General features: G+C 47.1%; 11 protein-coding genes. 4 read left to right on the forward strand and 7 right to left on the reverse strand.

The genetic code is table 11. The annotated features are described in order from the left end of the window. Nucleotides 1–26: 26 nt before the first annotated feature. The 6 genes from cheY to sixA all read right to left on the reverse strand — a co-directional run bounded on the left by cheY (nucleotide 27) and on the right by sixA (nucleotide 6,360). Complete coding sequence (gene cheY / locus D908_RS12470; RefSeq protein WP_000697870.1) at nucleotides 27–395, reverse strand: chemotaxis response regulator CheY; 369 nt, start codon at nucleotides 393–395, stop codon at nucleotides 27–29. 45 nt (nucleotides 396–440) lie between these two features. Beyond that, nucleotides 441–1,175, reverse strand: coding sequence for an RNA polymerase sigma factor FliA (locus tag D908_RS12465; RefSeq protein WP_001030416.1), 735 nt, complete (start codon nucleotides 1,173–1,175; stop codon nucleotides 441–443). Beyond that, nucleotides 1,168–2,055, reverse strand: coding sequence for a MinD/ParA family protein (locus D908_RS12460; RefSeq protein ID WP_000182546.1), 888 nt, complete (start codon nucleotides 2,053–2,055; stop codon nucleotides 1,168–1,170). Before D908_RS12460 ends, D908_RS12465 begins: the two co-directional genes overlap by 8 nt. 13 nt (nucleotides 2,056–2,068) lie before the next feature. Then, on the reverse strand, nucleotides 2,069–3,550 hold the full coding sequence (gene flhF, locus D908_RS12455) for a flagellar biosynthesis GTPase FlhF (protein ID WP_005523729.1): 1,482 nt from the start codon (nucleotides 3,548–3,550) through the stop codon (nucleotides 2,069–2,071). A gap of 34 nt (nucleotides 3,551–3,584) precedes the next feature. Then, on the reverse strand, nucleotides 3,585–5,678 hold the full coding sequence (flhA, locus tag D908_RS12450; protein WP_000673277.1) for a flagellar biosynthesis protein FlhA: 2,094 nt from the start codon (nucleotides 5,676–5,678) through the stop codon (nucleotides 3,585–3,587). Nucleotides 5,679–5,892: 214 nt separating this feature from the next. After that, nucleotides 5,893–6,360: a phosphohistidine phosphatase SixA gene (gene sixA, locus D908_RS12445; RefSeq protein WP_005523731.1), complete on the reverse strand. Its 468-nt coding sequence runs from the start codon at nucleotides 6,358–6,360 to the stop codon at nucleotides 5,893–5,895. 197 nt (nucleotides 6,361–6,557) lie between these two features. Between sixA and D908_RS12440 the strand changes: the two genes are divergently transcribed. Next, entirely contained in the window at nucleotides 6,558–9,329 is a 2,772-nt protein-coding gene (locus D908_RS12440) for an insulinase family protein (protein WP_005523733.1), read from the forward strand. Between the two features lie 4 nt (nucleotides 9,330–9,333). On the opposite strand, the gene D908_RS12435 is transcribed toward D908_RS12440, so the two are convergent. Beyond that, a complete protein-coding gene (locus D908_RS12435) occupies nucleotides 9,334–9,930 on the reverse strand; it encodes a VOC family protein (RefSeq protein WP_005523735.1) in 597 nt (198 codons plus the stop codon). 198 nt (nucleotides 9,931–10,128) lie between these two features. Between D908_RS12435 and argS the strand changes: the two genes are divergently transcribed. The 3 genes from argS to D908_RS20420 form a co-directional block, all read left to right on the forward strand. Next, nucleotides 10,129–11,862, forward strand: a complete 1,734-nt coding sequence (argS, locus tag D908_RS12430; RefSeq protein WP_005523738.1) for an arginine--tRNA ligase — start codon at nucleotides 10,129–10,131, stop codon at nucleotides 11,860–11,862. Between the two features lie 95 nt (nucleotides 11,863–11,957). Then, on the forward strand, nucleotides 11,958–12,395 hold the full coding sequence (locus tag D908_RS12425) for an HIT family protein (protein ID WP_000931473.1): 438 nt from the start codon (nucleotides 11,958–11,960) through the stop codon (nucleotides 12,393–12,395). A gap of 140 nt (nucleotides 12,396–12,535) precedes the next feature. Beyond that, nucleotides 12,536–12,635: transposase DNA-binding-containing protein (locus D908_RS20420; RefSeq protein ID WP_134815413.1), on the forward strand; the 100-nt coding region annotated here is incomplete at its 3' end.

Below are 12,635 nucleotides of genomic sequence, written 5' to 3' on the forward strand. Positions count from 1 at the left end.
GAACACCTTTTGCCGCAGCAAAAGCCTTATAAACGCTCAAATATTTTCTCTAATTTTTCTTTGAGCGTAGCAGCGGTGAATGGCTTAACGATGTAACCATTTACACCCGCTTGAGCGGCTTCAATGATTTGCTCACGTTTGGCTTCAGCCGTAATCATGAGCACAGGCAGATGTTTCAATTCTTCATCAGCGCGGATGTTACGGAGCAGGTCAATACCTTGCATTCCTGGCATGTTCCAGTCTGTGACCACAAAGTCAAAATCACCTTTCTTGAGCATAGGCAATGCCGTGAGGCCATCGTCCGCTTCCTGCGTGTTATTGAACCCCAGATCTCGAAGTAGGTTTTTAACGATTCGGCGCATTGTTGAAAAGTCATCAACAATAAGGATCTTCATGTTTTTATTCAAAATTGCCTCCACTGAGTTTGAGATCAGTGATATTTAATCATTCCGAGTCCAAGAACTTAACTTTGTTCTTAGTCGCTGCATTGATTGGCTGAGTATCTGGCTGACGCGAGATTCACTAACTCCAAGTACCTCACCAATTTCTTTTAAGTTTAGCTCTTCATCATAATAGAGCGAAAGTACCAAAGCTTCACGCTCCGGGAGCGATTTTATTGATTCAACGAGTGCTTTGCGGAAAGATTCTTCAGCGACACCATGAAAAGGCGAATTATCTTCGCCCTCTTCAAACGGTGAAATTGCGTCATCAGAAACGCCGAGATCTTCTATCCCAACAATGCGTGAACAGTTAATGTCCATCAGCACGCTATGATATTGTTCTAGCGACATTTCTAAAAACTTCGCCACTTCAGCATCCGTTGGATCGCGATTGAGTTCTCCCTCAAGAACGGCAATCGCTTGACTGATTTCCCGATTATGTTTGTGAACGGATCGCGGAACCCAGTCACCACGACGGATATCATCGAGCATAGCTCCACGAATCCGAATTCCGGCATAGGTTTCAAAGCTCGCGCCTTTACTTCCATCATAATTTTTTTGTGCCTCAAGCAAGCCAACCATGCCAGCTTGAATGAGATCTTCAATCAAAACGCTTGGGGGAAGACGACCAATTAAATGATGAGCGATACGCTTAACCAATACAGAGTACTTCTCAAGAAATAGCTGCTGGCTATTAAGATTTCCGTATTGATCGTATGTAAGCGCTTTATTCACCGAAAGGTTCCCCTACTGTTTCTGACCGATTAAGTAAGCGTTCAACGAAAAACTCTAAATGTCCACTTGGTGTCCGTGGTATCGGCCAAGTTAACGCTTTGTTTGCGAGTGAGCTGATCGCCAGTGCAGCTGGCGAGCGTGGATATGCATCCACCACGATTTTTTGTCGCTTCACTGCTTGACGCACATTGTCGTCGAGTGGGATGCAAGCCACAAGTTCCAAGCTCACATTTAAAAACCGTTCTGTCACTAATGTTAATTTAGCAAATAATTCACGGCCTTCACGATAACTTCTCACCATATTAGCAACAATTTTAAATCGTTGAACTTGATGCTCCTTGCTCAGTAGCTTAATCAAAGCATACGCATCGGTGATTGACGTAGGTTCATCACATACCACTACCACCACATCTTGCGCGGCGCGTGAGAAACTCACCACCATGTCAGAGATGCCTGCAGCAGTGTCGATGAGCAGAATATCCATCTCATCTTCAAGAGTGCCAAATGCCCGAATTAATCCCACGTGCTGTGCATGTGATAGCTCGGTCATCGATTGAGTACCAGAGGTTGCCGGGATGATACGAATACCATGTGGACCTTCAACAATGGCATCTTTGAGTTCACACTCTCCCGCTAAAACATGGCCTAGGTTGCGTTTAGGGCGAATGCCGAGCATCACGTCAACATTGGCGAGCCCTAAGTCGGCGTCCAGCACCATGACTTTTTTGCCCTGTTTTGCCATGCAGATAGCCATGCCTAGGGTGACATTCGATTTCCCTACACCACCTTTGCCCCCGGTAACCGAAATCACTTTGGTCACTGAGGGTTGCGTTAAGCGACGTAGGCCGCTTGCTTGGTCATATATCATTTTGTTTGTCATACCTGTCCGCCGCCTAGAATCTCTCTGAATCACTGGTCCAGTAATGAGGTTCATCTTCAGTCGACTTCTCTAGCAATTCGTTTGCCTTTGCGACCATGTATTTGGGTTGCGCGATTACGATATCTTCGGGCACTCGTTGTCCATTAGCGATATACGCTACAGGCAACGCATTTTGTACAACCACGCTAACGAACTCGCCTAAGCTCAGGCATTCGTCTAGTTTGGTCATAATGCATCCAGAAAGTGGTATCCTTCTGAAATGCTCAATAGTTTCTTGTAGCACTTTGCGCTGCGCTGTCGCAGGCAAAACGAGATAGCTGTGGATGGTCTCTCCGCTCTCTTGCATCAAGGTATCAAGCTGCTCTGACAACCGAACATCTCGCTGCCCCATCCCTGCGGTATCGACCAAAATCAGGCGACGATTACGTAGCTGATAGATTACATCGGCTAACTCGTTGGAATCTTTAGCAACTCTTACAGGACATCCCATAATTCGGCCATAAATCGATAATTGTTCGTGCGCGCCGATACGATAAGTGTCTGTTGTCACTAGGGCGACGTTGTCTGAACCGTATTCCATCGCAGCACGTGCAGCGAGTTTGGCTACGGTTGTGGTTTTACCTACGCCAGTAGGCCCAAGTAGCGCCACGACACCACCGCGTTTAAGAATGTCATGTTTGACCACTGGAATTTGGTCTGATACCAAGCCCAGCAGTGCCTTCCACGCTTTAGGAGGAGGCGTGTCTTCAGGAATGTAGCAAGCCAGTTGGTCAGCCATTTCCAAAGAAACACCCATGCGTTCTAAACGTTTGATCAACATGGCACGCAGCGGCTCACGACGCTCCACTTCTTGCCACATTAATCCAGAAACTTGATGCTCCAGCAGACGACGAATGGACGTCATTTCTTCGCGCATCGATTCCAATTCGCTCACCGCCACCATGGGTTCATCCGGCGTTTTTCGGTCATAGCGAGTAGGATCAAGTCGAGGTTTGCGACGTGAATTGGCATCATCTTGCAGCAATTTGCTCAGTGCAGAGTCAGGACGTTGACGATCGTTGCTATTGTTCACGCCTCTTTGTGGTGCACGATTTTCTGATTGACGCTTGAGGAGCGCAGAGAGTGAGTCTTCGTTTTCCGCACGATGCTCTTGTTCATCCGCTGTACCATTGCTGTATTGCTTCAGCATGTTGGCAAAACGTTGGGTCATAGAACGGCCGCTGTCTGCATTCGACTGTAGACTGACGCGATCATCTACCAATTCTCGGCTCTTGGTCGGAGCGACTGAGGGAGAAACTTGGTTATAGCCGTGTCTAGGCTGCGAGCTGTAACGTTTAGCTGGCGCAGGTGTAGTATCACCATCGACCGCCGCCACAATTTCGACCCCGCCCGCGACTTTTTTATTCGACATGATCACCGCATCCACGCCCAGTTCTTCTTTGACCTGAAGCAGCGCAGTTTTCATATCTTTGGCAAAAAATCGTTTTATTTTCAAAGCAGATTTCCGTCTTTAAAAAACGTGCGGACGATTAATTACCCACGGCCTGCACAATTCGAATTTGTTTCTCATCGGGGATCTCCTGATAGGAGAGCACACGAAGGTTGGGAATGGTATTTTTCACAAACTTCGCCAGTGTTGAACGCAATACGCCAGATGTCAGCAATACTGCGGGTTCCCCTTTCAACTCCTGCTCTTGGGTAGCATGGCTTAACGCCATTTGCAGTCTTTCTGCCAGTCCCGGCTCAATACCGGCCGATTCGCCACCCGAAGCTTGCATTGTTTGATGCAAAATTTGTTCCAGCTCAGGAATCAAGGTAATCACAGGCAGCTCTGGCTCTACACCATTGATTTCTTGGACGATTAGCCGTTTTAGCGAGATGCGCACAGCCGCAGTCAAAATGTCGGGTTCTTGACTCTTACTGGCGTATTCGGAGAGGGTTTGTACTATCGTGCGAATATCTCGGATCGGAATCGCTTCGTGCAGTAAGTTCTGCAGCACTTTCACCACCACACCAAGCGATAGCTGGTCAGGCACAAAGTTTTCCACCAATTTAGGCGCAGAGCGTGAAAGCATTTCCAACAAGTTCTGCACTTCTTCGTGACCAATCAACTGTGCCGCATTATTGGTGAGTAGCTGACTCAAGTGGGTTGCCAATACGGTGGACGAATCCACCACGGTATAACCCAGCGCTTGTGCATGTTCACGCTGCTCTTCACGGATCCATACAGCATCCAATCCAAAAGCTGGGTCACGCGTGCGCTCGCCATCGATCATGCCATACACCTGTCCCGGGTTTATCGCCAGCTCTTGGTCGGGGCGAATCTCAGCTTCACCCACCGCAACCCCCATCAAGGTGATTCGGTAGCTATTCGGTGTCAGCTCCAAGTTGTCACGAATGTGCACAGGAGGGATAAGGAAGCCAAAATCTTGCGACAGTTTTTTGCGCACCCCTTTGACTCGTTCGAGTAGTTCCCCGCCTTGGTCTTTATCCACCAACGGAATTAGGCGGTATCCCACTTCCAAACCAATTACATCAACGGGTTGTACATCATCCCATGACAGTTCACGTTGGGTTGGCGCATCCGCCTCGCTCTTAGCCGGGAGCTGTTTATTTTGCGCTTTGGTTTTTTGCTTACGGTGCATCCAATAAGCGGCTCCGCCTGCCAAACTTGCCAATAATAAGAAAGCAAAATGTGGCATCCCCGGCACAATGCCCATTACGCCAAGAATCGCAGCGGTAATGGTTAAGGCTTTAGGGTTATCAAATAACTGGAAGATGACCTGCTGTCCCATGTCCTCATCGGTATTTTGACGCGTTACCATGATCGCAGCGCCAATTGAGAGGAGCAATGAAGGGATTTGAGCCACTAAGCCATCACCGATCGTCAACAAGGTATAGATTTCAATCGCTTCTCTGAAACCAAGACCGTATTGAATCATCCCGATACTCAAACCGCCGATAATGTTGATAAATAGGATCAAAATACCGGCAATCGCATCGCCTTTAACGAATTTTGACGCACCATCCATCGAGCCGTAGAAGTCTGCTTCTTTGGTTACTTCAAAGCGGCGCACACGGGCTTGCTCTTGATCGATCAGACCTGCGTTCAAGTCAGCATCAATTGCCATTTGCTTACCGGGCAAGGCATCCAAGGTAAAGCGAGCACTTACTTCAGAAATACGTCCCGCACCTTTGGTTACTACCATGAAGTTGATGATCATCAGGATAAGGAACACTACCAGACCCACAGCGTAGTTTCCGCCAATCACAACGTTACCAAAGGCTTCAATCACGTTACCCGCAGCACCGGGGCCTTCATGACCATACAGCAATACAACCCGAGTTGAGGCCACGTTTAGTGCCAAACGCAGTAAGGTGGCGATCAACAATACGGTAGGGAATGCCGCAAAATCCAGTGGACGCCGCGTATATACGGTAACCAGCAACACCACCAGCGATAAGGCAATGTTGAAAGTAAAGAATAAGTCGAGCAGAAACGCGGGCATTGGGAGGACAACCATCGCCAATGCCGCCAAAACCATGACCGGTGCACCGATGGCTGGCATGCTGCGCTGTGGGATAGAAGGCAATTTGTCCGCAAATGGCAGAGTAAACTTCATAGATTTCTGGCAGTCACTTAATGGTTAATCGGAACATCAATGGAGCGCAGCTAAAACGCGATTGCTGTAATGCAAGTTTCAGTCCAGCGTATACGTCAATTTTATGGCAATCTCAATAAGACAGCGAATCATCATTAAAACAATAAGTTAAAAACGATGAGAGCCACTTAAGGCTCTCATCATGCATTCAATAAGAATTCGTGACTCGTCTGTTTTAAGGATGCACATTCCACAAAGGTTGTCCTGTTTGCGTCACAGGATCGTATTCGATGCAGATCATTCCTGAGGTTGGGAACATAGGCGGAATCATCCCTTCCACAAATTCAGACACCAAATAGCCGACTAGAGGGAGATGAGAAACCAACAGAAGCGACTCAAGCTGATCGACTTCAATCAAAGCGGATAAATAATCAAACACGCGATCCGATTGACCATAAGGAGTAATACCGTCACACGTTTCTACTTTACGAACGGAGAAATGCTCAGCCAATAGCTCCCAGGTCTGCTGAGCCCGTAAGTAGGGACTCACCAACACAAGATCGAACGATTGGACGTCTCGTTGGCGAGCACATGCTCGGGCAACCGCTTCGGATTCATGGCGGCCTCGATCAGTCAATGCTCTTTCCGCGTCACTAGAGGCAAACTGCTGCGCTTCACCATGACGCATAATATAAATCTTCATGTACACTACCTACGCTATGCAGTCTCTGGCTGCTTGATTTTTTGATTATAACAGCAGTCTGAGCAAAGACTTCGACTTCGTTAACAGTCTATTAAAAAGCCAAGCTACAGACTAAACTGACAGGAGTAATAATAGTACGATGTGTCAGTTTGGTGTTCTGTGACTCGTCTTTGCCCCTATCAATCCGGAGAATTGCTGTGCATATCAGCCCCAATGATACTCACCAGTACCGTTATCTTACGTTGAGCAATGGCTTGCGGACTTTACTCATCCAGAATTCTGAAGCACCTAAATGTGCTGCTGCTCTGGCTGTCAACGTAGGGCATTTTGATGATCCCATCGAGCGCCAAGGGTTAGCTCATTATCTTGAACACATGCTGTTTTTGGGCACAGAAAAATACCCTAAAGTTGGAGAATTTCAAGCTTTTATCAGTCAACATGGTGGTTCCAATAATGCATGGACGGGCACCGAACACACTTGCTTCTTCTTTGATGTTGTGCCGAATGCCTTTGCTAAAGCGCTTGACCGTTTTAGCCAATTTTTTATCGCTCCCCTATTTAATGCCGAAGCGCTAGATAAAGAGCGTCAAGCCGTAGACTCTGAATACAAACTCAAAATTAAAGATGAGTCACGCCGCCTCTATCAAGTGCAAAAGGAAACCATTAACCCACAGCATCCGTTTAGCAAATTCTCTGTCGGGAATCAGCAAACTTTGGGAGATCGTGAAAACAGCTCCATTCGCGATGAAATTATCGAGTTCTATCAATCACATTACTCTGCCGAGCTGATGACTTTAGCGTTAATTGGTTCACAAAGTTTTGATGAGCTTGAAGAGTGGGCTGAAACGTATTTCGCCGCAATTCCTAATCCACATCGCGACATCAAACCTTTGCCTCCTTTTGTTTGTGATGAACACACCGGAATTCTGATCCGAGTTGAGCCACTCAAAGAGATCCGCAAGCTAATACTGGCTTTCCCGATGCCAAGCACTGAAAGTTACTATCAGAAAAAGCCTCTTTCCTACTTTGCTCATCTAATCGGTTATGAAGGTGAAGGCAGCTTGCTGCAAGCGCTGAAAGATAAAGGTTGGATCACAACTCTCTCTGCCGGTGGCGGTGTAAGTGGCAGTAACTACCGTGAGTTTGCGGTCAGTTGTGTGCTCACCCCTGAGGGGCTAGAACATGTTGATGAGATCATTCAAAGCTTATTCCAAACGCTGGTTCTGATCGCGACTCAAGGATTGCAGGAATGGCGTTATCAAGAAAAACGCGCCGTGCTTGAATCCGCTTTTCGTTTTCAAGAAACACAACGCCCGCTGGATATGGTAAGCCACTTGGTAGTGAATATGCAGCACTATGCCCCTGAAGATACTGCTTATGGGGACTACATGATGGCGGGTTATGATGAGCCGCTACTCAAACATATTCTGAGCTATCTGACCCCAGAAAACCTGCGTGCAACCTTGATTGCCAAGGGTGATGACTTTGATAAAGCGGCGCAATGGTACTTTACGCCTTACTCGGTGCAGCCTTTCAGCACTGAGCAGCTGAATATGTTCCATCAGCCATTAGATTTACCGCTCACCTTACCTGAGCCTAATCCGTTTATCTGTTATGAGCTTGATCCTTCTGAAATCAAAGAAGCCAGTCAACTGCCACAGGTATTGCAAGACTTACCCGGTTTTAAACTTTGGCATCAACAGGACACTGAATTTAATGTCCCCAAAGGGGTGATTTACATCGCAATCGACAGCCCACACGCTGTGGCTAACTGTCGCAACATCGTAATGACTCGCCTGTGTGTCGAGATGTTTTTGGATGCCCTCGCCAAAGAAACCTATCAAGCGGAAATCGCAGGGATGGGCTACAACCTGTATGCACATCAAGGTGGCGTGACTCTGACGCTTTCTGGCTTTAGCCAGAAACTTCCACAATTGATGGAAGTGATTTTACATAAATTTGCCCAACGTGATTTTCAGCATAAACGTTTTGCGACCATCAAACAGCAGATGATCCGAAACTGGCGCAATGCCGCGCACGATAAGCCCATATCCCAACTGTTTAATGCGATGACTGGGTTACTGCAACCCAATAACCCACCTTATGCCGATTTGCTGGCAGCCATTGAAGATGTGCAAGTGGAAGAATTGGCTGATTTTGTTGATGCCATCTTGTCGCAACTGCACGTTGAAATGTTTGTTTATGGTGACTGGCCAGCAGCAGAAGCACAAAAAATGGCGGAAGTGTTGAAAGATGCGCTTCGCGTTCATGGGCAGACCTACGAAGAGTCGCTCCGACCTCTGATCATGCTAGGAAAGAATGGAACGTTCCAACGTGAGGTTAATTGCCAACAAGATGATTCTGCGATTGTGGTTTACTACCAATGTGAAGAGATAAGCCCGCGCAGCATCGCCTTGTACTCACTGGCAAACCATTTGATGTCGGCAACTTTCTTCCACGAAATCCGCACAAAACAACAGCTTGGCTATATGGTGGGAACTGGCAATATGCCGCTCAACCGTCACCCGGGATTGATTCTGTATGTTCAATCACCTTCAGCTCCGCCGAGTGAATTGATCCGCGCGATTGATGAATTCTTGAATGCCTTATACATGGTGCTGCTTGAATTGAACGAATATCAATGGCACAGCAGTAAGCGCGGTTTGTGGAATCAAATATCGGCACCAGACCCAACTTTGCGCGTGCGAGCACAACGCTTATGGGTTGCGATTGGCAATAAAGATACCGATTTTTATCAACGAGAGAAGGTTCTTGAAGAACTCAAAAACCTGAGCCGTACAGACATGATTCGCTTTGTGGTCAACGAACTCAAACCAAGAACGGCTCACCGTTTGATCATGCATACACAAGGGCGAGCGCACCACGATTCGCCCGCCCTGCAACTTGGTCAGGAAATCGGCTCAGTAGAGGAATTTCAATTACGTCCGAAAGCTTACGATATCGGTTAAAAGACTAAGCTCTTTCCGACTCAACAATAGTTTGTAACGGGTGTGGATGCAGTTTAATGCACACCCCTTGCCACTGAAACGCAACCGTTGGATTGGCTAAGCGTTCGCCTTCACCTTGTGGGCTCGAAAGCTTTACTTTGATGCCTTGTTCAGCAAGTTCATCCCATTTTTCTGCAAGCAATGGGTAATGTGCTTTCAGTTCATCACAGAAGGCTTGCACACTCTGCGCCTGTGACGAAATCACAAACTCAACGTGTTCCCAACTCTGCTCTGGATAGGTTTTGCCCAACGTAGGGTAAGGCAATTCAAGACACTCAATCTGCCAATGACTAGAACGCAGCGGCTCATTAAAGCGAATCACGATAATCGGACGACCATTAATCTGCGCGCAAGAGATTTCTTCACCATAAGCCAGCCAAGCCTGATGTGCTGCTTGCGCCAACTCTTGTTCATTAATTCGCAGTGCAATGTGGTCTAGCTGATTAGCTCGCAGATCCAAGCCTAAAAGATCAAGCAACTGCTCTATTTTTGCGATGAATGTGTCGAGTTTTCCGAGCAGTTGTTCCGGGGCAAGCCCTGTCTCACAAAGTTGTTGTTGCATCTGATTGCCTTAAAATGCCTGTTTGAGCGCGATACTACCAAGATTGACGGAAAAAGGTGAAAATTTCCTGCGTTTCTCCCTAGGTGGATAAGCTGAATATTGTTATCATGGCCGCCAATTAACTAATGTTATTGTGACATGCCTCACTCCCTAAATGATGGCATTCCTACCTATTTCCTTGAATTGAAGGGTAAGCGTGTGAATATCCAAGCACTGATCAATGATCGAGTTTCTCAGGCTATCGAAGCCGCAGGCGCACCAGCAGGCACCCCTGCTCTGGTTCGTCAATCAGCAAAAGCACAATTTGGTGACTACCAAGCGAATGGCATTATGGGTGCAGCCAAACAATTGGGTACCAATCCTCGAGAATTTGCACAAAAAGTCTTGGATGTTCTCAACCTAGAAGGCATTGCGAGTAAAACTGAAATCGCAGGCCCTGGCTTTATCAATATCTTCTTAAGCGAAGAATTCTTGGCTGCACAAGCAGAAGCAGCACTGGCGGATGAACGCCTTGGCGTTGCTCAAGAAGCTCCAAAAACCATCGTGGCTGACTACTCTGCTCCTAACGTAGCAAAAGAGATGCACGTAGGTCACTTGCGTTCAACCATCATCGGTGATGCAGTCGTGCGAACTCTGGAATTCCTAGGCCATAAGGTGATTCGTGCGAACCACATTGGTGACTGGGGTACTCAGTTCGGTATGTTGATCGCCAACCTTGAGCGCGTGCAAAAAGAATCTGGCGAAATCTCGATGGAGCTGTCTGACCTCGAAGCTTTCTATCGTGAATCGAAAAAGCTGTATGACGAAGATGAACAGTTTGCTGAAACTGCGCGTAACTACGTGGTGAAACTGCAAGGTGGCGACCCATTCTGCCTAGAGATGTGGAAGAAGTTGGTTGACGTCACCATGATTCAAAACCAGCGTAACTACGACCGCCTTAACGTATCTCTCACTCGCGAAAACGTGATGGGTGAAAGCATGTATAACGACATGCTGCCGCTGATTGTTAGCGACCTTAAAGCCAAAGGCTTGGCAGTAGAAGACGATGGCGCTCAAGTGGTATTCCTTGATGAATTCCAAAATAAAGATGGCGAACCGATGGGCGTTATCGTGCAGAAACGTGATGGCGGCTTCCTGTACACCACGACTGACATCGCGTGTGCGAAATACCGTTATGAAACGCTTGGTGCCGATCGTGTACTTTACTTCATCGACTCACGTCAACATCAACACTTGATGCAAGCGTGGACTATCGTGCGTAAAGCGGGCTATATCCCAGAGCAAGTCAGCTTAGAACACCATGCGTTTGGCATGATGCTGGGCAAAGATGGCCGTCCATTCAAAACTCGCGCAGGCGGTACCGTTCGCTTGGCTGATTTGCTGGATGAAGCGGAAGAACGTGCAAAAGCGCTAATCGAATCAAAGAACCCAGATCTATCAGCTGACGAAAAAGCTAAGATTGCCAATACTGTCGCGATGGCCGCTGTGAAATATGCGGATCTTTCTAAGCACCGCACCACAGATTATGTGTTCGATTGGGACAATATGTTGGCGTTTGAAGGCAATACAGCCCCTTACATGCAGTACGCTTATACCCGTGTCGCTTCTGTATTTGCTAAAGCAGGCGTGGATATGAACGAGCTAACTGGACATATCCAAATTACTGAAGAAAAAGAGAAAGCTCTGATCGCCAAACTGCTTCAGTTCGAAGAAGCGGTTCAGTCAGTGGCTCGCGAAGGTCAGCCACACATCATGTGTAGCTACCTATTTGAACTGGCTGGTATTTTCTCTAGCTTCTACGAAGCCTGCCCAATTTTGGTGGCTGAACAAGAAAGTGTTAAACAGAGCCGCTTGAAGCTCGCTGCATTGACGGCCAAAACCATCAAGCAAGGTCTTGCTCTATTGGGTATTGAAACACTCGAAAGAATGTAATTGAGTTGCACAAAAGGTTGGCACATTGCCAACCTTTTTTATCCTCTTAACTCAACCATTGATGGAAACGCATTTCTCTTTATGAGGCCAATGTCATGCTGAATTTTGAACTGCACCCACAACTGAAAAAAGATACCGACGTCATCGGACATTTCCCGCTCTGTGTTGCTCTTTTACATAAAGACTCCGCCGTACCTTGGATTATTTTGGTACCTCAGAAGCCAAACCTACGTGAATTGCATCATTTGCCAATGAATGAGCAACAACAGTTTTTGGTTGAATCTCAGATCGTTTGCCAAACATTAGAAAGCTTATTTTCGCCCGATAAACTCAATCTGGGCGCACTTGGGAACATGGTGCCACAACTGCATATCCATCATATCGCTCGCTTTACTCATGACATGGCATGGCCAGGTCCGGTATGGGGTCGTACTCAAGGTGTTTTCCGTTCGGAGCAAGAACAAAAGCAGCTTCTCAGCTCCATTCAAGATCATCTTGCGCAAAACCCACTCTTTGCACTTCAAGTTGCTTAAGCATTTAGCTAAGCCTGATCGTCAAAAAGCCGCATTACGCCTGTCTCTTATACACAAATCCCCCGTCAAGTACGGGGGATTTTTTTGAACTCTGTTTGATGTTGTCGATCTGATCTTCATTACAACATCAGGCAAACACTATGAACTTTATATCAAACTCTGCACAATGGGCTAAACATGTCTTTCAACATGCCAACTTAGGTGATAGCCGACGCGTTAACCGCTTGATTAAACTCTCGG

Origin of the sequence: Vibrio mimicus CAIM 602 (genome assembly GCF_000338875.1) — a bacterium.
GTDB lineage: Bacteria > Pseudomonadota > Gammaproteobacteria > Enterobacterales > Vibrionaceae > Vibrio > Vibrio mimicus.